Source organism: Cupriavidus sp. 05N39, assembly GCF_056397325.1.
This window is the reverse complement of record NZ_JBFTNE010000006.1, coordinates 24,581-47,208: the sequence shown is the minus strand read 5'-3', so window position 1 is coordinate 47,208 and position 22,628 is coordinate 24,581. Positions and strand designations below refer to the sequence as shown.

Genomic DNA, 22,628 nt, shown 5'->3' with positions numbered 1-22,628 from the left:
GAGCCCATGCACATGAGCCCACACCCGCAGTCGCACGAAGGCCATGCCGCCGCCAGCGGGCAGTTTTCCGCCGGGCTGGAAGCCCTGCTCAGATCGCATGCCATGCGCCGCCAGTTGGCGAAGGGCGAGGTGCTGTTCACCTACGGCTCCAACCCGGATGCGCTCTTCTGCGTCGAGCGCGGCGCTATCAAGGTCAGCAGCACGGCGCAAAACGGGCGCGAGGCTGTCCTCAGCCTGCTCGAAGCGGGGCAGTGGTTTGGCGAGGTCTCGCTGTTTATCGATGCGCATCGCGTGTACGACACCCGCGCCGCCGAGGCGAGCGAAGTGCTGGTGATTCCCGCGGCCACCTTCCATGCGCTGATTGCACGGGAACCGCGCTTGCTGATGGAATTCACGCAACTGATCTGCCGGCGCTACCGTAGCGCGCTGGAATGGATCGATGAGGTGATCCTGATGCCGTTCCCGGTGCGCCTGGCGCGGCGCCTGCTTGCCGTCGAGCACGCGCACGCGCTGTCGGCGCAAGGCATGCAAACGCAGGGCGGGCGCCCCGCGCTGAAGCTGTCCCAGGAGGAGCTGAGCCACATGCTCGGCGTGTCTCGCCAGAGCGTCAACCGGCAACTCAAGGACTGGGAGAAGCAGGGGGTGCTGCGCCTGGAATACGGACGCCTGATCCTGTGCGACAAAGCAGCGCTGCAGGCCATCGGCAGCGAGGCCGCGCCGGCACCATAGGCGTGGGCGGCATGGGCGGCATGTGCGGTGCGCATCCGCAACCGGCATCGCGCATCGTCGCAACATTGAAATAACCGGCGGCTAAGATCCGGCGGGGCCAGCAGATACTTCTCCCTCACGGGGATGGCAGGTTTTTTGACGAAATCCGTGTCTGCCTGGCCCCGCCCTCCTTGCTGTTGCGCGCTATTTCGAAGATGGGAGTTGCGCGCCGGCCTATTGGCGATCGTCCGCGGTCCCGGGATTGTTGCGTTTTCTGACGGTTGTTTTATTGCACCGCAAAATGTGTCCCGTTGGCCTTTATATAACGCGATACGGTATCCAGCGCCTATAATTATTGTGCGTCGCAGCAGTTCGCATGCGACCCTCGGAAGCCAGGATGGAGCGCGGCACGAAGCCACTGGTTTTCCGTCCTCCCGGCTTGTTCATGCATGCGCGCATGGCCACTACACGCCATGGCAGTGCCGGCGGCCTGCGTGTGCCGGTTTCCATCGCCCATCGCCGCAATGTGACGCCCGCCGGTCTCCACAAGACCCGTTCCGCGGCCGTGGCCGACCATCCGGACCTTGGCCGTCCATCAGCAATTAGCGATCAACAATCAGCAAGAGGAGCGCAATGTTGCCGTGTGAGCGATGCGAGCGCCAGGCCGGCAGGCCAGGACACCTGCCGCCCCACCCGGACCTGGAGGCCGCGCGGACAGACGCGCCGGCGGTGGGTGGCGCGGCCTATGTCTATCGATGCCGCCAGTGCGGCCATACCATGGTGCTGCGCAGCCCCAGCCCGGAAGTGCCGGACTATTGGGCGCTGGGCGGCGACGAGGCGCCCAGCGCCTGAGCGCCTGTCGGCAGGGCCGCCGCTCACCCTGTTGTTGGCGCCGCGGCGCCGTGCCATCATCGCGCAGCCGCGGGCGATGTCCTTGCCGCGCCGCATTCAACTGCCTCTCAACTTCAAGGCCGGCAAATTCCGCAGATGGATTGGAGCGATATCAAAGTCTTCCTGGCGATTGCCCGCGCCGGCACCCTCGGCGGCGCCGCGCGCATGACCGGGCAGACCCAGCCGACCATGGGGCGCAGGCTCAAGGCGCTGGAGGAGGCCGTCGGGCACGCCTTGTTCCAGCGCACCAGCGAGGGTTTCGTGCTGACCGACGAGGGCGCTGCCGTGCTCGCCCACGCGGAGCGCATCGAGGAGGAGGCCATTGCCTTCGAGCGCCAGTTGTCGGGCCAGGCGCGGGAACTCGATGGCATGTTGCGGATTTCGTCGTCGGACTGGTTTGGCGTGCACATGCTGACGCCAGTGATCGCGGACTTTATCCGCGCCCATCCACGCGTCGCGGTGGAACTGGTGACCGATGCGCGCCTGCTCAGCCTGGCACGCCGCGAGGCCGACCTGGTGTTCCGCATCCGCGCGTTCGACGAACCCGATGTCGTGCAGCGCAAGCTGATGCAGATGGACTACGCGCTCTACTCGGCGCCCGGTGTGGCGCCGCCGCGCCCCGGCGATGGCGAGGGCCATGCCCTGCTGACCCTGGATACCGGCCTGGCCGACCTGCCCGACGTGGCCTGGATGCGCAAGCTCCTGCCCGGGGCCAGGGTGGCGTTCGGCAGCAACAGCCGCGAGGCGCAGGCAAAGATGTGCGCGGCCGGCGCCGGGCTGGCGGTATTGCCCTGCCTGCTGGCCGAGCGCGTCGGAGGCCTGCAGGCCATCGATATGGGCGAGGCGCCGCCGCGGCGCGATGTATGGGTCGGCTATCACCGCGACCTGCGCCGGCTCGGACGGCTGCGTGCCTTCCTCGATGCCACCATCGAGCGCCTCGGCGGTGGCTAGCGCGGCGCGCGCTCAGTCCTTCGCAATTTCCACCACCAGCTTGCCGCTGGCCGTACCGTTTTCGATGGCCTGGTGCGCTTCGATCGCGTTGCCGAGATGCAACTGGCGCGGGTCGAGCCGCATGGTGAGCTTGCCGGCTTCGGCCAGCCGGGTGGCTTCGCGCAGGATTTCGCCATGATGGGCGCGGCCCTTGCCGGTCAGCAAAGGCATCAGTGTGAACACGCCCGAATACGTGGCGGCGCGGAACGACAGCGGCGCCAGCGAGTGCGTGCCCCAGCCCAGGCAACTGACCACATGGCCGCCATAGGTGCGCGCGGCCCGGAAGGCACTGTCCAGCACCGCGCCGCCCACGGTGTCGTAGACCACGTCGAAGCCTTCGCCTGCCGTATGTTCACCGACATACTGTTCGACCGATGCCGTCGCGAAGTCGATCGCGGTGGCGCCATAGCTTTCGATGATCTCCCGATGGCGGGCCGATCCGGTGGCATAGACCTGCGCGCCGAGCGCGCGTGCGATCTGTACCGCGATGTGCCCGACGCCGCCCGCACCGCCATGCACCAGCACCTTCTGCCCGGCCTGCACCCGCGCCCGGTCGACCAGGCCTTCCCACGCGGTGATGAACACCAGCGGCAACGCGGCGGCTTCGCGCATCGATAAATTGACGGGCTTGGGCGCCAGCAGGTCGGCATCCACCGCCGCGTACTGCGCGAGCGAGCCTTGCAGGCCGCCCACGCCGCCGGTCATGCCATAGACCTCGTCGCCGGGGGCAAAGGCCGTCACACCCGGTCCGACGGCTTCGACCACGCCAGCCATATCCAGCCCCAGCACGGCCGGCAAGGGGTGGCGGGCGTGCGCCGCATTGCCGGCGCGGATCTTGGTGTCGAGCGGGTTGACGCCGCTGGCGAGGATGCGCACCAGCACTTGGCCGGGGCCGGCCTCCGGCCTGGGCAGCCGGACGGTCGAGAACGGCGAGCCGGCGGCTTCGACGATGAGGGCCAGCATGGAGGCTTGTGACATGGTGAACTCCCGAAAGGAATGTCGTGGGTTGGTGTCACCATTCTTGGTTATGCGCAAATTTTCGTAAATCAACTAATTTGCACATGTTTCATGCGTATCTGCATGACTGTGGGTGCGGCTCGGGGCTGAATCAGGGCGTTGCCGCTCAACCTCACGCCTCGGGGCACAGGCTTGCGTGCGGAGGCAATCATTCGGACTTGCACAGGCATGGCTGACTCATCACCCGCGTACGTCCTGTCATTCTGTTGATCCCAATCAAACTGTCCCGTGTACCGCCTCCTACCGTTACCTTGCGGCGCGTCATTCCCGCGTTGCCTGCGGTGTTTCGGGGGGCGCCGATTCGCATTACAGTATCCAGGGGCGTGAATGGAGCAATGAGTGCAATGAGGATGAGGTTAGCGATTTGGCTCGTAGTGATAGTCGTTCTGTTGCCGGAGGGGGCCGTCGCCGTCGACTTCGGCAGCAAGGGCGGGCCTGAGCCTGCCAACATCGACAAACTGACCGATCTCCTTCGCGAGGATCACTATGATCTGGAGTTGCTGATCAGTTTTGGCACCTCCAAGGGCGGGTCGGCTGGCCATCTCGCCTTGGCGATCCGGGACGATGCGCCTGGCGACGATCTGGTCTACTCGGCCAACTTCTATGCCGACCGTACACGTAAGCACCAGAGCGGCTTCTACACCTCGGATCTGATGGTTGGCATCCCGAAGAAAGAGTACTTGTTCAAGACTGTCTCCTCGATCGCGGAAACGGCCTCGTTTGGCCTGGACTTCGGCGAGATCTACAAGCGCTCGGTCATCGGCGTGCGCGTCCGTGGCATACCGGCCAGCGACAAGGAGGCCTTGGTGGCTTACTTCAGGCGCATCAATGACGACTATCACCAGCGCGCCAGGAATACCGAGTATCACCGCGGCGAGATCAAGTACGACTACATGCGCCTCAACTGCGCCAAAACCGTCGGCGCCGCATTCAAGTTCGGGGCGGGCTACAAGGACCTGGAGGTCACCAGCGCCAAGGTCCTGTCCGGACGGCGGGTGGTGGCGGCCGCCACGGCCAACCTCCCCACCGAGATGGCGATGAAGCTCATCAAGGAGTGGGGCAAGCGCGGGTACGGCATGGACGTGGTGCTGTACAAGAAATACGGCGGCTCGACCTATGTGGATCCGCACGAGGACGAAAAGGTGCCCTTCAAGGACCTGCCCAATCGTTTCCCCTCGGTCCTGTCCATGGATTTCCGCAGGGAGCAAGGCGCCTACGAGGACTTCGACAACCTCTTCGCCATGTATCTCCTCTACAACCTGGGCAAGTACAGCGTACGCGTGAACGAGCAGACGAGGCTGCTTGAGATTGAGAAGGACAAGCGACCAATGGCCTACCCGGAGGCAGCCAGACTTGCCACCCAGAGCGCCAGGTCGGACAGCGAGAATTTCCGCCGCCGCATCCCGTTCAGCCAGAGAGGGACAAGGATCGGGGAAACGCCGGATAACACGCACCTCTACGATTTCACTGACAAGGATGCCAGGACGGCGAAGCCCTAGAGATTAAAGCCACAGTCAGCCAGTCCACATGAAATTCCATGGTTGCCTCCCGGCGGCGCCAGCGCGCGGCTGTGCCGCCATTCCTCATAAGCCTCTGTATTTAAATGAGAATCTTGAAAGCCTGGCTGCGCCTCTGGCTGCGCGGGTTCAAGGTTGAACGAACTTCGGCATGAAGAATTTTGCCGGAGGAAGGGTAAACACGTATCAAGTCGCTGACTTGAAAACGTAAACCCCCGTCCCTATAATTAGCACTCGTCGGGCATGAGTGCTAACAGGCCTCGCCCGGCGCACCAATTCTGCTGGCCGTTAGTGCTGGCGGCCAATTTTGTGAACCTGAAATCACTTTTTGTACCAAGGAGTCCGTATGAATCTGCGTCCTTTGCACGACCGCGTGATCGTCAAGCGTCTGGACAATGAAACCAAGACCGCTTCCGGCATCGTGATTCCCGACAATGCTGCCGAAAAGCCTGATCAAGGTGAAGTGCTGGCCGTGGGCCCCGGCAAGAAAGACGACAAGGGCGCTTCGATCGTCCTCGACGTCAAGGTGGGTGACCGCGTGCTGTTCGGCAAGTATGCCGGCCAAGCCGTGAAGGTGGATGGCCAGGAACTGCTGGTCATGCGCGAAGAAGACATCATGGCTGTGGTGAACAAGTAATCCACGCACCCCATTCGTACCGATTTAGGAGATTCAGAACATGGCAGCTAAAGACGTAGTATTCGGCGACGCCGCCCGTGCCAAGATGGTCGAAGGCGTGAACATTCTCGCCAACGCAGTCAAGGTTACCCTGGGCCCGAAGGGTCGTAACGTTGTGCTGGAGCGCAGCTTCGGCGGCCCGACCGTGACCAAGGACGGCGTGTCCGTGGCCAAGGAAATCGAGCTGAAGGACAAGCTGCAGAACATGGGCGCGCAAATGGTCAAGGAAGTGGCTTCCAAGACCAGCGACAACGCCGGTGACGGTACCACCACCGCAACCGTGCTGGCCCAGTCGATCGTGCGCGAAGGCATGAAGTACGTTGCCGCCGGCATGAACCCGATGGACCTGAAGCGCGGYATCGACAAGGCTGTGGTGAACGCGGTCGAAGAGCTGAAGAAGCTGACCAAGACCACCACCACCAGCAAGGAAATCGCCCAGGTTGGCTCGATCTCCGCCAACAGCGACGAAGTGATCGGCAAGCTGATCGCTGAAGCGATGGACAAGGTCGGCAAGGAAGGCGTGATCACCGTGGAAGACGGCAAGTCGCTGGCCGACGAACTGGAAGTCGTGGAAGGCATGCAGTTCGACCGCGGCTACCTGTCGCCGTACTTCATCAACAACCCGGAAAAGCAAGTTGTCGCCCTGGACAACCCGTTCGTGCTGCTGYWCGACAAGAAGATCTCSAACRTSCGYGACCTGCTGCCGGTGCTGGAGCAAGTGGCCAAGTCGGGCCGCCCGCTGCTGATCATCGCTGAAGACGTCGAAGGCGAAGCCCTGGCGACCCTGGTGGTGAACAACATCCGTGGCATCCTGAAGACCGCCGCTGTCAAGGCTCCGGGCTTCGGCGACCGCCGCAAGGCCATGCTGGAAGACATCGCCATCCTGACCGGCGGCGCAGTGATCGCCGAGGAAATCGGCCTGACGCTGGAAAAGGCAACCCTGCAAGAACTGGGTCAAGCCAAGCGCATCGAAATCGGCAAGGAAAACACCATCATCATCGACGGCGCCGGCGACGCAGCCTCGATCGAAGCACGCGTGAAGCAGATCCGTGCCCAGATCGAAGAAGCGACCTCGGACTACGACCGTGAAAAGCTGCAAGAGCGCGTGGCCAAGCTGGCCGGCGGCGTTGCAGTGATCAAGGTTGGCGCAGCCACCGAAGTCGAAATGAAGGAAAAGAAGGCACGTGTGGAAGACGCACTCCACGCAACCCGCGCAGCCGTGGAAGAAGGTATCGTCCCCGGCGGCGGTGTGGCCCTGCTGCGCGCTCGCGCTGCCATCGCCAACCTGACCGGCGACAACGCTGACCAGAACGCCGGCATCAAGATCGTGCTGCGCGCCATGGAAGAGCCGCTGCGCCAGATCGTGCTGAACGCTGGCGAAGAAGCTTCGGTCGTCGTGGCCAAGGTCATCGAAGGCAAGGGCAACTACGGCTACAACGCCGCCACCGGCGAGTACGGTGACCTGGTGGAAATGGGCGTGCTGGACCCGACCAAGGTGACCCGCACCGCGCTGCAGAACGCTGCTTCGGTCGCTTCGCTGATGCTGACCACGGATTGCGCCGTGGCAGAACTGCCGAAGGACGAGTCGGCTCCGGCAATGCCGGGCGGCATGGGTGGCATGGGCGGCATGGACGGCATGATGTAAATCTGCCGGCCTGCCAACCTGGCAGCCTGCTTTATCCGCATTACCCGTAGTAACAAAAACCCCCGCCGGCGCGAGCCGGCGGGGGTTTTTGCTTGTGCGCCGGTTGCCGCGCGGGCGACCGCTCCGGCGGCGTCAGAGTTCCACCGTGTAGCACCAGTCGAAAGCCGGGTTCTCCAGTTCGCCGGTCTTGCGGCGCACATAGCCGCGTGGGTTGCACACCACGCGGGCGTTTTCGAGGCGGTAGTCGAACCCTGTATGGGTATGTCCGTGGACCCACAGGTCGGCCTGCGCGATCAGGTCAGGCCGGCGCGAGATAAAGCCGCTGGAGACCAGGTCGTGGGAAAAGCGCGGGTCGAGGCTGCCGAGATCGGGGGCGTGGTGGGTCACCACCACCGTCTTGCCTTCGAAGGGCGTGGCGAGTTGCACGGCCAGCCAGGCGCTGGCCGCCTCGTGCCGCGCCAGTGCGTCGGCGGTGGTGAAGCGGCGCCGCTGGCCGTTAGCGTCCTCGACCTCGATCAGGCGATGGTCGACCATCACGCCGGCGCAGGCCAGCATCGACTCTTCGCGCCGGGCGGTGCCGAACAACGCGTAGTCGGTCCACCAGGTGGTGCCGATCACGCGGACCCGATTGCCCGCGAGGCTATCGAAATGGGCCACGGTATCGTTGAGCACCCGCACGTGCAGCGCCTCGCGGGCGGCTTCTTCCATTGCCGCATCCACCGGCCCGAAGGCACTCTCGTAGTATTCGTGATTGCCCGGCACATAGACCACCGGCCCGGAAAAAGTGCGCGCGGCCCAGTCGACGCCGGCACGGCCGTTGGCGATATCGCCGGCCAGCACCACCAGGTCGGCGGGGCAGGCGGGCACCGCCGCCGGCACATCGTGCTCGAGGTGCAGATCGCTGAGGATGCGGATCTTCATGCTGGCTCCATGCAGTCGCGCGCTGGCTCAGGGCACGCATGTGCATGGATTCTTCAGAAAAGTGCGAGCCTGGTCAAGTCTGGCATTGAACGGGCTATCGGCGAAGTAGCGAGGTCGCTGGTTGCCATCAGGATGTCCCCATGGAGCGCGAGCTTGCCTCCCCCTAAGGAAGTGCTGATCAATGAGGTTTGCGCTTGATGTTGTACAAGCCAATGACTTGGGTTTTCGCAATGCGAGAGAGATCGGCCGACTCAAGCCGGTTTTTCTCTCGTTTTGCGCCTTTCCTGGCGCGCTTTGCGCGCTCAGGACGGACGGCTCCCCCGCACCGCCAACAACTGCTCTTTGGCCAGCACCAGATTCGCCAGACCAAACAGGCTGAACAACTGCGCTGTGTTCTTGACCAGGCCCTTGTAGCGAACCTTGCGATGACCAAACAGATTCTTGATGACGTGGAGCGGATGCTCGACCCGTGCCCGAATCCGGGCCTTGGCTCGCTCGACGGCGATCAGCAAGTCCTTGACGGCGCCGTCACGCATCGCCTTGATCTTGCCGCGCTTGACGGCCACTTGCCACTTAACGGACTTGCCTTGCATCTCGTCGCGCTTCTCCCCGCCCGTGTAGCCCGCATCGCCAAACGCGTGCTCTTCGTGGCCATGCAGCAAGGCATGCGCCTGCGACACATCCGCCTCGTTCGCCGCAGTGCCCACCATGCTGTGTACCAGCCCCGAAGCCGCATCCACGCCGAGATGGGCCATCATGCCAAAGTGCCAGGCATTACCTTTCTTGGTCTGGTGCATCTCCGGGTCGCGGCCCTTCTGCTTGTTCTTGGTCGACGGTGGCGCCTCGATGATGGTGGCATCGACAATCGCGCCTTCCTTCATCATCAGCCCCCGCTCGCACAACATGATGCCGATCTCGTCGAACAGCTTTCGCGTCAGTTCATGCTCGACGARCATGCGGCGAAACTTCACCAGCGTAGTCGCGTCCGGCGCCGCTTCGACCGACAGGTCGATCGCGGCGAACGCGCGCATCGCCATGCAGTCGTACAGCGCGTCTTCCAACGCCTCGTCCGACAGCCCGTGTGAAAGTGCGAGTTTTCGCTTGTAAACAGGTGGAGTCGCCTGTAAAGCCAATCCCAAAGCGGGATTCCGCGTACCGCCACACTTACGGCCTCAAACGTTGAAACGCATCCGCATGCGAATTAACGCTTGTCGACACGGCAGGAAATATCTTTCTGAATTCCGGCCTCGAACCGTACCAGAATCGGTTCTTCTAGATTACATTGACAGGCAGCACTGTAGCCGGAATTGCCATCTGCGCGAGCTACTCTCTCGTTATTCCATCGGCATTCCCGACCGCAGGTTCTTGATTGCTAACGGGCCGGCGCATGAACTTGCGCACCGGCCATGCGAATGCCTCAATGAGATTTTCTGGTCGATCACTCCCCTCAATTCCGGTTGGTGGAAATTCATTGAAACGTGGCTTGTAGTAGCTCCCGAACAACACATCGAAAATCGGAAATAGCGCAGCAAAATTGCAGTCGTAGTGCTCTGGGCGCGCCGAGTGATGAATTCGATGATATTGCGGCGAATTCACCATCCAAGACCAGCGACCAAATCCGATCCGCAAGTTCATATGCGAGAAAATGTTGTAGAACGACACGACATTGTATAAAAGAAGGACGGGTAATCCTGGCTTGAATACTACCCCTGCCACAAGGAATATTGATAGCGTTTTGATTGCCGGCTCGGCCCAGTAATGGCGACTCACCGTTGATGCGTTCAGAGTTTGGTCGCTGTGATGAAACGAGTGCATGGCCCACAGGACAGGGATTCGGTGTTGCGCACGATGGAACGCGTATTCCAGAAAATCCACCGTCAGCGCATAGGCGAAAAACGCTGGCAATATTGACCACCCTGTCGCTGGCAACACTATCCAGCCGCCACCAGCAGCATTCGCGGCGTATGACGCTGCAACCGACACGACGGGAAGAATTATCGCCTGGGCCACCGTGAATGCGAACATATAGCGCAAATTAAACCCGGCAGCATATACCGGCTGATGTTGCGCCGGCCTCAGTCGCTCGATCCATAGGGCGATGAGGACGATACAGAAAAGTATGAGGGTCATCAAGAGCGCATCCTCCAATCGCATGCGGCGCTGTCGAACAAAAATAGTTGAGATCGCGCATTGCCGCAACCTGTTAAAAACGCACCAGGTACGTCGACGCCAGCCCCCCAATTCCTGCCACGTCGGCCTGCCATGTCGCCGGCAGCTTGTGGCTCCGCCCCTTCACCGCTTTGCGCACGCACCCTGCTGAGCGAAAAGAACATTCTCCCGCGTCAGTTGCGGGGTACCGCCGAACACGGCCGCTGCCCCACCTTCGCCGCTTCCCCATTCCGTGATCCGGTTCGGATGTTCCTCCAACTGCTGAGACATCCCCGCCAGTGTTCGGTCAACGCGCATCGCCGCCAGCCGCTCTTTCCTCGAACGCTGCGTGTGCGCCGGGTCCGCTTCCTCATCGTGGAGGTTCTTTCTCCAGAGCATTATGCCCCGGCTCAGCAGCTCAGCCCCCACTTCCTCTTATCCGACGCCCCATATTCCTGGCGCCATCTCTCCAGAAGCGAGGTATTGCATTTCAGATTGGCCATTGCCAGGCCGGATGTTCCAGAAATGAAACAGATCTGCACGGATATGCGCACACTCCCCCAGACCATGCCTGCCTCAGCCATCTGACCGATCCATCTCGACCGGAACGGGCAAGGGCACGCCGAGGTATCCCGTTCGGGGTAATCCTTCTAGCCAGCGATGGTGTCGACAAGCTGTGACGACTAAGGGATTGCCCAGGGAGTTACGCGACAAACGCGAACAAGCTTTTCGGTCACAAACGCCGATCCTGTTTCACGGTTGCAACCATCTGCCACACGCTGCATTTGGCTTTCCTCCACATCCTCCGGTCTGGACGTAACGGTAACATCACGGAACGCGCCTGTTAGCTGGAGGGGATTGATCGGATCGCGCGTACCCAGTCGTAACGAGGAAGAAACATTTGGATGCCGAATGTTACGATTTTCAAGGGAACATTTTTGACTATTCCATATAAATCAATGAGTTATGCGCGTATGGCACGCTCCTCGCTCTTGTGTCAGTTACAAAATAAGGTGTGACTTCTTAAGGAACACCACGGAAACAGCGGGCCAGGCGGCATAGATCGCATCCAGATGTTTACCGGATAACAGCGCGATTGCACGCTCGTTGGAGGACGGGGGGATTCGGCGCAGGGCCAGCGCAACTTTATATCAAATGGTCCACGCCTAACCGGTGCCGGATTTCCTACGAACACCGGAGCAGCGATCACTTGCAGTTTTGTAGCATTTTCAGGCGCGGGACCGATTCCTGAGGGAGGGACGAATCGGCCCGCGACACCTACCAAGGCGCAGTAAGCCGCAATAAGCGGCAATGCGTCAGGTGAGGACCAGCCGGTTGGCACGCCAGCCTGGTGGGGCCCCTGGAAAATGGTGGAGCTGGGAGGCCCGCCTTGTCGTGTTGCGCTCCGGGGAGACAGCGATGCCTGCATCGCTGTCGCGCCAGCGTGTACCCGTCATCGAGGAATCCCCCCTGTCTTGGCCATGGCTGGCATCACCGGCCGAATCCTGCGCCCGATCTCAGCGGGCGTTCTTTTCCCCTTTAAACCATGACGTGAAGGAGAAGGACATGAACACCATGTTCAAAGGTATCAAGCATTTTGTGCGTGATGAGGATGGGGCTACCGGTGTGGAGTATGCGCTACTGCTGACCTTCGTGGCGTTGGTCATTATCGGATTTGGCGCCGGGATGGGCAATGCCATCACAAGAACCTTTGCGGCGGTCGTTGCCGGCATGCCAGCAGCTCCAGCAGCCTAAATCTCGTCAACGATCCGGAGCAAGTCCGCCTGAACCGGGCTTGCTTCGGAGGGCCACCTCTGCCGCTGGTCAGAGATGGGCAGGCGCACTGGCCAGAAAAACGCTCACTAATTAGGGGGAATGGTCAATGATCATCGCACCAACCCTGGCAAGTCTTAGTCTTGTGGCACTCGTGACCATCGCGGCCGTGTGCGACGTACGTGCCCRCCGTATTCCCAACTGGTTGGTGGGATGTGGCCTGATTATCGCCCTAGCTGTGCAGTGTGCGGTGCTCGGGCCGGCAGCCGGAACCTGGGCTTGGATTGCCGGTGCTGCGGCAGGCATGGGGCTGTTCCTTGGCGTCTACCTGCTGGGAGGCATGGGCGCTGGCGACGTGAAGCTGATGGGCGCCGTAGGCGCGTTCGTGGGACCGCTGGGTGCACTCGATATCGCACTGACCAGCTTTCTGGTCGGGGGAGTGCTGGCGCTGGCCATGACATTGGTAAGAAAGGAGTCACGGCGAACGCTAGCGAGCCTATCGACGCTGCTTCTGTCACTACCGTTTGGCGCACGAGCCATCCCTTTACGGCGCGAAAGCCAGACGAACGGCGACACGATGAGGCTGCCCTACGCCGTCGCAATTGCAGCGGGCACCCTGCTGGTGAAGTGGACGATGCTCTGAGTCGCAGAAGTGGCATGAAGGATGGATGAGTTAAACGGTAGGGCGAAAAAAGAGTCCGCTGCACCACAGGAACCGGATCGAAAGACATAGCGGGCCTCAAATGAAAGGCTTCACATCAGAGGCCTGGGGGAGAAAACAATGAGCCAGTACCAATACCGAACGTGGCCGACATGGATCGTTCCTGCGCCGCACAGCAACGATTGCTGGCGCCGCTACTGATAACACGCCCTACTCACATCACGCTCACACAGCCTAGCTGACCGGCATTGCCGATCGGCACCGGATACCCGTTGCCTGCACTCTTACAGCAGCTCGTATGTCCACAACCGAGGAGGTCTCGCAAAATGAAAAACCTGCGCATCCTGTTCATGCTGCTAATCGCAACCGTTGCTGGGCTGAGCGCGGTGGTATTCGCTTCGCGCTGGCTGTTGCAGCAGAGCGCCAGCGGCGTCACCAAGGTCGCGGTAGCCGCCACCGATATCAACCTGGGACAGCGGCTGTCGCCGGAATTCGTCAAGCTGGTGGACTGGCCCACGGCGAGTCTGCCGCCGGGCGTTATCAACGATCAGCGCGCCATTGACGGCCGCGTGACCAAGACCAGCGTGCTGCGCGGCGAACCGGTACTGGAATCCAAGCTAACGCCGGTCGGCACCAAAGGCGGCCTGTCGGCGGTCATTGCCGACGGCAAACGTGCCATCACCGTGCGTGTCAATGATGTGGTCGGCGTGGCCGGTTTTGCCTTGCCCGGCAGCTTTGTCGACATCATCGTCAATACGCAGAAAGACGCAGCTACCAAGAGTGCCAGCAGCGAGCGTACCGAGCAGTCGATCTCCAAGATCGTGCTGGAAAAGATCCTGGTGCTGGCCGTGGCGCAGGAGGTCAACCGCGACGAGACCAAGCCCAAGGTGGTCAATGCCGTGACGTTGGAGGTCTCTCCAGAGGAAGCCGAGAAGCTCGACCTGGCGCGCAGCGTGGGTACCCTCTCGCTGGTGCTGCGCAACCAGGTGGATCCGCGCCCGGTAGCCACCACTGGCGCCACCAAGAACACCCTGCTAAAGGAACCTGCCCTAGTTGCCGCAGCCGCCCCCGTCGTCAAGACAGTAGAGGTAGTGCGCAGGGTTGCCGTTACAAAGGCCATTTCCAGCACCTGCGTGGGGGTCATTAGCGGCATCCATCAAAACCAGGAATGCTTCTGAACCACACGCGTTAGAACAACAAGCCAATGCAGTGCCAGACCCTGTCTTGCAGGGTCAATCATCCGGGGGAAAGACATGGACCAACTCACCGACCTCAGCGGCGTACGGCGCCGCATCGGACCGCAGTTGACGACGACGGCGCTGGCTGCCGTGATACTCAGCGGACTGTGGCTGGAGGCCGCACAGGTGCAGGCAGCCGATACCGCCGCCCAGGTGCAGACTCCGGGCTCCGCAGCACACCCGCTAAAGCTGGCGGCTAACGGCCCGATCCAGCTCACCATTGGCGCAACTAACGTGCCTCCTGCGCCTGCGGATGGCGGCAGCAAGACCCCCACCTGCACCAGCGCGGCAAGCGAGGCGGAACAGGTGGTATTGCCGGTCGGCAAGTCACGCATGCTGTCGCTGCCGGAGCCGGTGCGCACGCGCACCTTGGGTAACCCGAGTATCGTCCAGGCCATGCTGGTCTCGCCGCAAACGCTCTACCTGCTCGGACTGGATGTGGGCACCACCAATATGATCATGCAAGGCAAGAGTGGGCGCTGCAGCGTCATCGACGTCATCGTCGGTGCCGACCCCGGTGGATTGCAGGCGACCTTGCATAGYCTGCTGCCCGAAGCAAAGCGCGTACGCGTGTCCGCTGCCGCCGACAGTCTGGTGCTGACCGGCATCGTCGCGGATTCCGTCCAGGCACAGAAGATCCTCGATATCGCCAACGCTTTCGTCATGCGCCAGACCCGCAGCCCATTGCAGGCACCGCCGCAACAAACCGGCGCCCCTGGCGCGCCGATGCTTGCCATGAACGGTGGCAACATGGGCGGCATGGGCTTCGGCGGACTGGGCATGGGCGCTAGTGGTGGCCAGCCGCTGCGCAGCCCCCGCATCATCAATATGATGTCGGTGGAGGCGCCGCAGCAGGTGATGCTGGAAGTCAAGGTCGCAGAGGTCTCCAAGACCCTGATCGACCAGATGGGCGCCGCCGTCAACCTGAACGGGGCCTTCGGCAGTTGGACGTTCGGCCTGCTGGCCAACTTCCTGTCTGGCGCGACCGACCTGCTCCAGTTCAGCAAGGCGAATAACTTGCCGCTAAAGTTCGCACTGGACGCGCAAAAGGGCGATGGCCTGGTCAAGATCCTGGCTGAACCCAATTTGATGGCGATCAGCGGTCAGGAAGGCAGCTTCCTAGCTGGTGGCAAGGTCTTTATCCCCGTGCCGCAGAGCACCGGCACAGGGGGGGGCACCACCATTGTCCTGCAGGAAGAGACTTTCGGTGTCGGCCTGCGGTTCACGCCGACGGTGCTGGAAAACGGGCGCATCAACCTGAAGGTATCACCAGAGGTGTCCGAGCTGTCGCCCACGGGAGTAGCACTGACCGCGCCTAACGTCTCTGGCACATCGATCCTGCCGCTGATCAATACGCGCCGCGCCTCGACCACGCTGCAGGTCATGGACGGCCAGAGCTTTGCCATCGGCGGCCTGATCAAGAGCAATACCACCGGTAGCCTCAAGGGCCTGCCTGGGGTTGGCGACCTGCCGGTGGTCGGCGCCCTGATGCGCAGTACCAACTTCCAGCAGGACAGGACCGAGCTGCTGTTCGTCGTCACGCCGCGCCTGGTCAAGCCGCTGCCGGCAAACTACCCGCTGCCGACCGACAGCTTTGGCCCCTCGACTCCAGGCGAGGTCTACATCAACGGGAATATGGAAGGGCACCCTGCTAGCCAGCCGGCCACCAACCCGGCGCCAGCCGCCTTGCCGGCACCGGCAGCACCCGTGGCACCGACCACCAGCATCGCGCCCCCCGCAGCCACGGCCGTCGCGGCGGCCGATGCCAGGCCCACGGCAAGCACCGCTGTAGCCTCAGACGCCGCTCAGTAACCCATCGTCCGCCACGATTAAGGAGAACATCATGAAGATCATTCCGATACTGGTTCGCATGGCCCTGTGCTGCGGGCTTGGCGCCGCACTGGCCGGCTGCATGACAACCACGCCGGTCTATGACGCCCACTTCGGCGACGCCGTGCGCACCGTGCGTGCCATGCAGACCCTCAATCCGGTGGCTTCGCTCAACAACAACCCCGTCGACGGAATCGACGGCCGCGCTGCCACGGCCGCGATGGACCGCTATAACACCTCGTTTAGTACGCCCCAGTCCGATCCCAATGGCTACGCGGTTGGCGTCGGCAGTTTAGGCGGATCATCGCTCAGCTCCATGGGCCGGTAGGACAGGCAAACAGCACGACAGGCAAGCACACCGCTTTGGGGAGCAACAGAAAATGGCAAAGATCGCCGTGGTTTCCGCCGATGAGACACGCTGGCAACAAATCGCCGGGCTGATTGCGCAAGCCGCCAATCACGTAGTGCAACAGGTGCGCACGACGCCGGCGCAGGCGCTTTCCCAACCCGGACTGACGCAGGGGGCCGACCTGCTGATCCTGGAAGCGCGCAGCTTCTCGGCGGATGATCTCAACCAGTTGCGCCGTCGTCTGGCGGATCAGCACGATACGCTCTGCATGCTGGTGACCGAGAGCCCATCGGCCGACCTGCTGATGYGGGCCATGCGCGCCGGCGTGCAGTGCGTGCTGCCGTGGCCGCCCGATGCGCAGGAGTTTCGCGACGAGTTGCAGCGCTGTACCAGCCACGCCATCAGCAGCAGCCGGGGCGAAGCTCAGGTGCTGTCGTTCCTTTCTTGCAAGGGGGGGAGCGGCACCACCTTCGCCGCGACCAACCTCGGCCATGTGCTGGCGGCAAAGCACAACAAGCGCGTACTGCTGGTCGACCTGAACCAACAATACGGCGATGCGGCCTTCCTGCTCACTGATCAGGTTCCACCAGCCACACTGGTCGACGTCTGCCGTCAAATCGACCGGCTGGACCCATCCCTGCTGGATGCCTGCGTCACCCATATCAGCAAGGACTTCGATGTGCTGCCCGGCGCCGGGGACCCGGTCAAGGCAGGAGAGATCAAGGCCGCGCACCTGGAGCGCATTCTGACGCTGGTCCTCCCGCAATACGATGTGGTGATCTTCGACGTTGGCCAGGACATCAATCCCGCGTCCATTCAAGTGCTCGACCGCAGCCACCTGATTTACCCCGTGCTGCAACTCAATCTGACCTACCTGCGTGCCGGCCGCCGCCTGCTCGAGATCTGCCAGTCGCTTGGCTATCCCGCCGAGCGACTGCGGCTGATCGTCAACCAATACGACAAGCATGCGCCCATCAGCCTGCGCCTGCTCGAAGAGACCTTCGGCATGCCGGCATCCCACGTGCTGCCGAACGACCCGGTGCCGGTGCGTGATGCCATCAGCCAAGGGGTGCCCGTACTGCAACTGGCCGAGAGCAGCCAGATTGCCCGCGCTCTGGTGAAGATGGCAAGCCAGCTTTACCCGGAGACGGCGTCCCGGAGCGCGGGACTACTGAGCAAGCTGTTCGGTCAAGGCAACCGGGTGGCACCCGCCATACGTCTAGAGCGGCAGGCCTGATTCCAAATCTCTGAGCGGAGCACATCATGTCACTGCGAGAACAACYCTACCAGCAGGCGGGCGAAGCCCTGCCCCAGCGTATCGCCCACGCCAATGGCAGCGCCAGTGCGGCTTACCAGCAGCTAGCCAAGGAAATCCACCAGACGCTCATCGAGCGCGTGGAACTGGGCAAGCTGCAGCACCTGGCGCCAGAGCAGGTCAAGCGTGAGCTGGCCCAACTGGTAGAACGCATCCTGGAGGAGGGCAATCATCCCGTCAATGAGGCCGAGCGCCGAAGTCTAGTGTCGGACGTGCAGGACGAAATGCTAGGCTACGGTCCGCTGGAACCGCTACTGGCCGACCCCACCGTCTCCGACATCCTGGTCAATACGGCGAAACAGGTCTATGTGGAACGCCGCGGCAAGCTGGAACTGACCGAAATCACCTTTCTGGACAACGCGCATCTCATGCGGGTGATCGAGAAAATGGTGTCGCGCGTGGGGCGTCGCATCGACGAATCCAGTCCCATGGTCGACGCCCGCCTGCCCGACGGTTCACGCGTGAATGCCATCATCCCGCCTTCGGCGATCGACGGCCCGCTGCTATCGATCCGGCGCTTTGCCGTCAAACCGCTCACGGTCGATGACCTGATCGGGCGACAGACCTTCACTCCGCAGATGGCACAACTGCTGGACGCCATGGTGAAGGCCAAGCTCAATATCCTGATCTCGGGCGGCACCGGCAGCGGTAAGACCACTCTGCTCAATATCCTGTCCGGTTTCATTCCCGCCGACGAGCGTATTGTCACCATTGAGGATGCGGCCGAACTGCAGATGCGCCAGAACCACGTGCTGCGACTGGAAACGCGGCCGCCAAATATCGAGGGCCGCGGTGAAATCACGCAACGCGCACTGGTCAAGAACGCGCTGCGCATGCGCCCCGACCGGATCATCCTCGGTGAAGTGCGTGGCGGTGAGGCGCTGGACATGCTGCACGCGATGAACACCGGTCATGAAGGATCGCTGGCCACCATTCACGCCAACACCCCGCGCGACGCCCTGACCCGGCTCGAGAATATGGTGAGCATGGCGGGACTGTCGCTGCCGACCAAGACCATGCGTCAGCAGATCAACTCGGCGCTGACGGTGGTGGTGCAGGTCTCGCGCCTGACCGATGGCAGCCGCAAGCTGATGAGCGTGCAGGAAATCACCGGCATGGAGGGCGAGATCATCAATATGCAAGAGATCTTTACCTTCAAGCGCAAGGGCGTGGATCGCGATGGCCACATCAAGGGCCACTTCTGCGCTACCGGGGTCCGGCCGAAGTTCTCGGAACGGCTGCAAGCCTTTGGCATCCACCTGCCGGAAACGTTGTACGACCCCACCGTGCAACACGAAGTCTAGGGAGAACGGATCATGGACACCATGATGATCGGCTTCGTACTGTCGCTGTTTGTCACCATCGTGCTTCTGGTGACGGGGATATACCAGTGGTGGCAAGGCCGTCACAGCCAGACTGCGCGGCGACTCAGCCAGCGCCTGCAGGCGGCCCTGCTCGTTAGCGCCAGTCACGGCAAGGATGGCGGCATCCTGAAACAGCGCGTTCTGAGCGAGTCGCCGGAATTGGCCCGGCTGCTGCTGCGGCTGCCTCACTCCATCACACTCGATCGGATGCTGCTGCAGTCGGGCCTGGACTGGTCGGTCGGGCGCTTTCTTGTGCTCACCTTCGCGCTGCCGGCGGTCGCGGCTAGCTTGGGGGCGATGTTCGCCGCGCCCTGGCCGGCCCTGCTCATGCTGACCGCCGGCTTTGCCGCACTGCCGCTGCTGTACGTACGTCGCTGCCGCGACAAGCGGCTGCTCAAGCTTGAGCAGCAGTTGCCTGAAGGGGCCGACATGATCAGCCGCGCCTTGCGCGCCGGGCACTCGCTGCCTAGCGCGCTGAGCATGGCCGGCGAGGAGTTGCCGGCTCCCATCGGCACCGAACTCGGCATGGTCTTCAGGGAAATCAATTACGGCGTGCCGATGAACGATGCACTGACCGGTCTGACCGAGCGCGTACCCATCGAGGATCTGCGCTACCTGGTGATTGCCGTGCTGATTCAGCGTGAGTCCGGCGGCAACCTGACCGAGATTCTGGACAACGTCGGCAACATTATTCGCAAGCGGCTGCAGTTGCTGGACAAGGTGCGCGTGCTTTCCGCAGAAGGGCGGCTGGGGGCCTGGATCCTGACCGTGTTGCCGCTGGTGGTGGGCGGCATCGTGTATGTGATGAATCCAACCCTGATTGCGACGCTATGGACGGACCCGACTGGCATTCGCATGCTCTGGATTTCCATTGGGATGATGATCTTCGGCGTGCTATGGATGCGGAACATTGTTCGCATCCACGTCTGACAACCAGACCCTGACATCGGAGGCGGGACTTACCCGGATCATCATGCAAATCGCGCAAATTGTATTGCTGGCAGGCTCCTTTATGATCGTGTTCGGCGCCACCTGGATTGCGATGTCGGTACTGCGCCAGAACGTGGTGCAGCGGCGCGTGAGCCAGATCAACCAGGAAAACCCACCGTCCGTGCAGGACAATTGGCAACCAGGCTGGCTGCAGAAAATCGAGCGGATCGTAACGCCACTTGCCCGGCTGTCTGTACCTAAGGAGGGTTGGGACGCCTCTTCCCTGCGCACCCGCTTTATGAATGCCGGCTGGCGCGCGCCCGAGGCCATCCCGATCTACTTCGGCACCAAGACCCTGCTGGTATTCGGCCTGCCACTGATCTTGTCAACGTTGCTCATTGGCCGCCTTGATCACACCCATCAAACACAGTTCCTGAGCCTGCTGTTTGGCGCAGCGGTGCTGGGCTTTTATCTCCCTAGTCTCGTGCTGCGGATGAAGATCGACCGGCGCCAGCGCGACATCTTTGAAGCGTTCCCCGATAGCCTGGACCTGATCATGGTCTGCGTGGAGGCCGGCCTTGGGCTGGATGCCGCCATCCTGCGCGTGGTGGAGGAAATGCGTGGCGCACGCCGGGCCATGGCCGACGAATATGAACTGCTGACGCTGGAACTTCGCGCGGGATTACCCCGGGAGAAGGCCCTGCGCAACCTGGCCTTACGCACCGGAGTAAGCGATGTCGACATGCTGGTGAGTATGCTGATCCAGGCCGACCGCTTCGGCACCAGCGTGGCCGACTCGTTGCGCGTGCATGCCGATATGCTGCGTACCAAGCGTCAGATGCTGGCGGAAGAGCGCGCCGCCAAGATCGGCACCAAGCTGATGTTCCCGCTGATCTTCTGCATCTTTCCTTCGATATTCGTGGTGCTGCTAGGGCCCGCTGCGATTCAGATATCCGCGGCCCTGCGAACGCTCGCAGAAAACCAGTAGCAAGCTCTATAACGGAGATTACGGCCATGCCCACCTACGCAAAAGGTCTGAAGCCATCGCGCTCGCGCGGCGCGCGGCGCATGTCTGGTGCCGCTGCGGTTGAATTCGCCCTTGTGTTTCCCCTGCTTCTGCTGGTCGTGATCGGGGCGATCGAATTTGGCGCGGCGCTCTATGACCAGGCCATCCTCACCAATGCCAGCCGCGAGGCGGCTCGTTTCGGCGTCATGCTCCAATCTTCGCCACCGACGACCAAGGCACAGGTACTTGCACAGATCTCGCCTGTGGTGCAGAACTATACCCAGAACAAGCTTATTACCTTCGGTTCAGCGATCCAGCCACTGGTTGACGTCACCTTTACGAACAGCAATACAGGCAGTCCTTTGCTGGTGACGGTTTCTTATGCGTACACAGGTCTGCTGCTCGGTCCGATGATGGCACTGGTGACCGGGGGCCCGGCGCCCGCGGCATTCACGACCGCCGCATTGACTATTAATGCCACAACCACCATGAAGTACGAGTAAAGCCTAGTTCCATCTGTCACGCAACGAGGTGTGCAATGAGACCCCATGGAAATCGGATGCTCCCCCCCTGCCAGCGCGGTGCGGTCGGCGTGATGACCCCCGTTTTGCTGATCTTCATGCTCGCGTTTGCCGCGCTGGCGATCGATGTGGCCCGCTATCTGATCGTGCGAAACCAACTGCAGAATGCCGCCGATGCGGCTGCACTGGTGGGTGCCGGTGGCCTCTATCCGGCGAATCCCACGCCAAACTGGAACAACGGCATAACGCAAGGTACCAGCGCGATCACGCTGAACGCGACTGAGGGCGTCAAGTTGATCAGCGGCCAGGTGCAGGCCGGCTACTGGGATCTAAGCCGCACCAAATCGGGTCTGCAACCGCAAGACATCACGCCGGGAACAAACGACGCGGCCGCCGTCCAGGTCACCATCAGCCGCAGCGACGGCAACAACAATGGCCCGGTCAGCATGCTGTTGGCGCCTGTCTTCGGCGTGCTGTCCGAACCGGCCCAGGCCACAGCGGTGGCGGTGATCGCGGCGCCTGGGCGCGTGGGTCCGGGCGCGCTTCTGCCGGTGGCCATCAACCAGTGCTTGTATGACAAGTTCTGGGATTCGACGACCGGGCAGCCCAAGATAAATCCGAGCACGGGCAAGAGCTACGTCTTCGACATCTACTCGGACTACATCAACGTTGCCAGCTACCCCTCCCCGATGGACCCCTGCTGGAAGGGACAATGGACATCCTTGACCCCCGGCGACCCAGGGGCACAAAGCGCGAAGCTAATCAAGGACATGGTCACGGGCGCAACTCCGTCGCCACCCGTCGCGCTCAACGACCCCATCTTTATCCAAAGCGGCGTGGCGGCCTCGATCTATGACGCGGTTACGTCTCAACTTAACGCGGCGCTAGCGGCAGGCTTGAGCGGATGGACCGTGACCGTGCCTGTCGTTTCCAACGTATCGACGAATTCAGATCAGCCAGTGGTCGCTTTCGCCTCTCTTCTCATTACCAGTGTTACCAAGGCGGGTAACAAGAGCTATATCGAGGGCAGTTTTGTGCCCAATGCCAAGATTGCCGGCAGCACAGGCGGCGTCGGGCCCTACTATGGTGCTTACGTGCCACCGCGCCTGGCTTGGTAAGACGGAATAA

The 22,628-nt window shown here is 62.0% G+C and carries 20 protein-coding genes and 1 pseudogene; 17 read left to right on the top strand and 4 right to left on the bottom strand.

All coding sequences use genetic code 11. The features are described 5' to 3' along the window. Positions 1-12: 12 nt before the first annotated feature. The 3 genes from AC1DN0_RS04730 (at position 13) to AC1DN0_RS04720 (ending at position 2,550) form a co-directional block, all read left to right on the top strand. Positions 13-729 (top strand): Crp/Fnr family transcriptional regulator, encoded by a 717-nt coding sequence (locus AC1DN0_RS04730; protein ID WP_441626454.1) that lies wholly within the window; start codon positions 13-15, stop codon positions 727-729. Positions 730-1,341: 612 nt separating this feature from the next. Beyond that, the gene (locus tag AC1DN0_RS04725; protein ID WP_441626452.1) at positions 1,342-1,560 is read left to right on the top strand and encodes a hypothetical protein; all 219 of its coding nucleotides are present in this window, start codon (positions 1,342-1,344) and stop codon (positions 1,558-1,560) included. Positions 1,561-1,695: 135 nt separating this feature from the next. Further along, a complete protein-coding gene (locus tag AC1DN0_RS04720; protein WP_477145569.1) occupies positions 1,696-2,550 on the top strand; it encodes a LysR family transcriptional regulator in 855 nt (284 codons plus the stop codon). A 12-nt stretch (positions 2,551-2,562) separates the two neighbouring features. On the opposite strand, the gene AC1DN0_RS04715 is transcribed toward AC1DN0_RS04720, so the two are convergent. Beyond that, complete coding sequence (locus tag AC1DN0_RS04715) at positions 2,563-3,567, bottom strand: zinc-dependent alcohol dehydrogenase family protein (protein ID WP_441626448.1); 1,005 nt, start codon at positions 3,565-3,567, stop codon at positions 2,563-2,565. 389 nt (positions 3,568-3,956) lie between these two features. Between AC1DN0_RS04715 and AC1DN0_RS04710 the strand changes: the two genes are divergently transcribed. The 3 genes from AC1DN0_RS04710 to groL all read left to right on the top strand — a co-directional run bounded on the left by AC1DN0_RS04710 (position 3,957) and on the right by groL (position 7,444). Beyond that, positions 3,957-5,105, top strand: a complete 1,149-nt coding sequence (locus tag AC1DN0_RS04710; RefSeq protein WP_441626447.1) for a YebO family protein — start codon at positions 3,957-3,959, stop codon at positions 5,103-5,105. A 364-nt stretch (positions 5,106-5,469) separates the two neighbouring features. Next, on the top strand, positions 5,470-5,760 hold the full coding sequence (groES, locus tag AC1DN0_RS04705; RefSeq protein ID WP_006160236.1) for a co-chaperone GroES: 291 nt from the start codon (positions 5,470-5,472) through the stop codon (positions 5,758-5,760). 40 nt (positions 5,761-5,800) lie between these two features. Beyond that, positions 5,801-7,444, top strand: coding sequence for a chaperonin GroEL (gene groL / locus AC1DN0_RS04700; protein WP_477145568.1), 1,644 nt, complete (start codon positions 5,801-5,803; stop codon positions 7,442-7,444). A gap of 132 nt (positions 7,445-7,576) precedes the next feature. On the opposite strand, the gene AC1DN0_RS04695 is transcribed toward groL, so the two are convergent. The 3 genes and pseudogenes from AC1DN0_RS04695 to AC1DN0_RS04685 form a co-directional block, all read right to left on the bottom strand. Further along, positions 7,577-8,365 carry a metallophosphoesterase gene (locus AC1DN0_RS04695; RefSeq protein WP_441626444.1) on the bottom strand — a complete coding sequence of 263 codons (789 nt, stop codon included), beginning with the start codon at positions 8,363-8,365 and terminating at the stop codon, positions 7,577-7,579. Positions 8,366-8,667: 302 nt separating this feature from the next. Beyond that, positions 8,668-9,447, bottom strand: a pseudogene (locus tag AC1DN0_RS04690) (IS5 family transposase); the annotation flags it as partial. A gap of 241 nt (positions 9,448-9,688) precedes the next feature. Continuing rightward, positions 9,689-10,495: a sterol desaturase family protein gene (locus tag AC1DN0_RS04685; RefSeq protein WP_441626442.1), complete on the bottom strand. Its 807-nt coding sequence runs from the start codon at positions 10,493-10,495 to the stop codon at positions 9,689-9,691. 1,584 nt (positions 10,496-12,079) lie between these two features. Here AC1DN0_RS04685 and AC1DN0_RS04680 point away from each other — a divergent pair. The 11 genes from AC1DN0_RS04680 to AC1DN0_RS04630 all read left to right on the top strand — a co-directional run bounded on the left by AC1DN0_RS04680 (position 12,080) and on the right by AC1DN0_RS04630 (position 22,618). Next, the gene (locus tag AC1DN0_RS04680; RefSeq protein ID WP_441626440.1) at positions 12,080-12,268 is read left to right on the top strand and encodes a Flp family type IVb pilin; all 189 of its coding nucleotides are present in this window, start codon (positions 12,080-12,082) and stop codon (positions 12,266-12,268) included. 127 nt (positions 12,269-12,395) lie between these two features. After that, positions 12,396-12,929: an A24 family peptidase gene (locus AC1DN0_RS04675; RefSeq protein ID WP_477145567.1), complete on the top strand. Its 534-nt coding sequence runs from the start codon at positions 12,396-12,398 to the stop codon at positions 12,927-12,929. Positions 12,930-13,273: 344 nt separating this feature from the next. Then, entirely contained in the window at positions 13,274-14,125 is an 852-nt protein-coding gene (gene cpaB / locus AC1DN0_RS04670) for a Flp pilus assembly protein CpaB (protein ID WP_441626436.1), read from the top strand. 75 nt (positions 14,126-14,200) lie between these two features. Beyond that, positions 14,201-15,997 carry a type II and III secretion system protein family protein gene (locus AC1DN0_RS04665; RefSeq protein WP_441626434.1) on the top strand — a complete coding sequence of 599 codons (1,797 nt, stop codon included), beginning with the start codon at positions 14,201-14,203 and terminating at the stop codon, positions 15,995-15,997. 31 nt (positions 15,998-16,028) lie between these two features. Continuing rightward, the gene (locus AC1DN0_RS04660) at positions 16,029-16,343 is read left to right on the top strand and encodes a hypothetical protein (protein WP_441626432.1); all 315 of its coding nucleotides are present in this window, start codon (positions 16,029-16,031) and stop codon (positions 16,341-16,343) included. Positions 16,344-16,395: 52 nt separating this feature from the next. Beyond that, positions 16,396-17,601 carry a CpaE/TadZ family protein gene (locus tag AC1DN0_RS04655; RefSeq protein WP_477145566.1) on the top strand — a complete coding sequence of 402 codons (1,206 nt, stop codon included), beginning with the start codon at positions 16,396-16,398 and terminating at the stop codon, positions 17,599-17,601. A 26-nt stretch (positions 17,602-17,627) separates the two neighbouring features. Then, positions 17,628-18,983 (top strand): CpaF family protein, encoded by a 1,356-nt coding sequence (locus AC1DN0_RS04650; RefSeq protein ID WP_477145565.1) that lies wholly within the window; start codon positions 17,628-17,630, stop codon positions 18,981-18,983. 12 nt (positions 18,984-18,995) lie between these two features. Beyond that, on the top strand, positions 18,996-19,973 hold the full coding sequence (locus tag AC1DN0_RS04645) for a type II secretion system F family protein (protein ID WP_441626426.1): 978 nt from the start codon (positions 18,996-18,998) through the stop codon (positions 19,971-19,973). Positions 19,974-20,016: 43 nt separating this feature from the next. Continuing rightward, positions 20,017-20,961 (top strand): type II secretion system F family protein, encoded by a 945-nt coding sequence (locus AC1DN0_RS04640; RefSeq protein ID WP_441626572.1) that lies wholly within the window; start codon positions 20,017-20,019, stop codon positions 20,959-20,961. A 26-nt stretch (positions 20,962-20,987) separates the two neighbouring features. After that, complete coding sequence (locus AC1DN0_RS04635; RefSeq protein WP_441626424.1) at positions 20,988-21,482, top strand: TadE/TadG family type IV pilus assembly protein; 495 nt, start codon at positions 20,988-20,990, stop codon at positions 21,480-21,482. Between the two features lie 56 nt (positions 21,483-21,538). Then, complete coding sequence (locus AC1DN0_RS04630; protein WP_441626422.1) at positions 21,539-22,618, top strand: TadG family pilus assembly protein; 1,080 nt, start codon at positions 21,539-21,541, stop codon at positions 22,616-22,618. The last annotated feature ends 10 nt before the right edge of the window (positions 22,619-22,628 follow it).

Excerpts from the sequence above, each read along its gene's own strand:
- AC1DN0_RS04730 (WP_441626454.1), top strand. The coding sequence starts at position 13 with ATGAGCCCACACCCGCAGTCGCACGAAGGCCATGCCGCCGCCAGCGGG.
- AC1DN0_RS04725 (WP_441626452.1), top strand. The coding sequence starts at position 1,342 with ATGTTGCCGTGTGAGCGATGCGAGCGCCAGGCCGGCAGGCCAGGACAC.
- AC1DN0_RS04720 (WP_477145569.1), top strand. The coding sequence starts at position 1,696 with ATGGATTGGAGCGATATCAAAGTCTTCCTGGCGATTGCCCGCGCCGGC.
- AC1DN0_RS04715 (WP_441626448.1), bottom strand. The coding sequence starts at position 3,567 with ATGTCACAAGCCTCCATGCTGGCCCTCATCGTCGAAGCCGCCGGCTCG.
- AC1DN0_RS04710 (WP_441626447.1), top strand. The coding sequence starts at position 3,957 with ATGAGGTTAGCGATTTGGCTCGTAGTGATAGTCGTTCTGTTGCCGGAG.
- groES (WP_006160236.1), top strand. The coding sequence starts at position 5,470 with ATGAATCTGCGTCCTTTGCACGACCGCGTGATCGTCAAGCGTCTGGAC.
- AC1DN0_RS04695 (WP_441626444.1), bottom strand. The coding sequence starts at position 8,365 with ATGAAGATCCGCATCCTCAGCGATCTGCACCTCGAGCACGATGTGCCG.
- AC1DN0_RS04685 (WP_441626442.1), bottom strand. The coding sequence starts at position 10,495 with ATGACCCTCATACTTTTCTGTATCGTCCTCATCGCCCTATGGATCGAG.
- AC1DN0_RS04680 (WP_441626440.1), top strand. The coding sequence starts at position 12,080 with ATGAACACCATGTTCAAAGGTATCAAGCATTTTGTGCGTGATGAGGAT.
- cpaB (WP_441626436.1), top strand. The coding sequence starts at position 13,274 with ATGAAAAACCTGCGCATCCTGTTCATGCTGCTAATCGCAACCGTTGCT.
- AC1DN0_RS04660 (WP_441626432.1), top strand. The coding sequence starts at position 16,029 with ATGAAGATCATTCCGATACTGGTTCGCATGGCCCTGTGCTGCGGGCTT.
- AC1DN0_RS04645 (WP_441626426.1), top strand. The coding sequence starts at position 18,996 with ATGGACACCATGATGATCGGCTTCGTACTGTCGCTGTTTGTCACCATC.
- AC1DN0_RS04640 (WP_441626572.1), top strand. The coding sequence starts at position 20,017 with ATGCAAATCGCGCAAATTGTATTGCTGGCAGGCTCCTTTATGATCGTG.
- AC1DN0_RS04635 (WP_441626424.1), top strand. The coding sequence starts at position 20,988 with ATGCCCACCTACGCAAAAGGTCTGAAGCCATCGCGCTCGCGCGGCGCG.
- AC1DN0_RS04630 (WP_441626422.1), top strand. The coding sequence starts at position 21,539 with ATGCTCCCCCCCTGCCAGCGCGGTGCGGTCGGCGTGATGACCCCCGTT.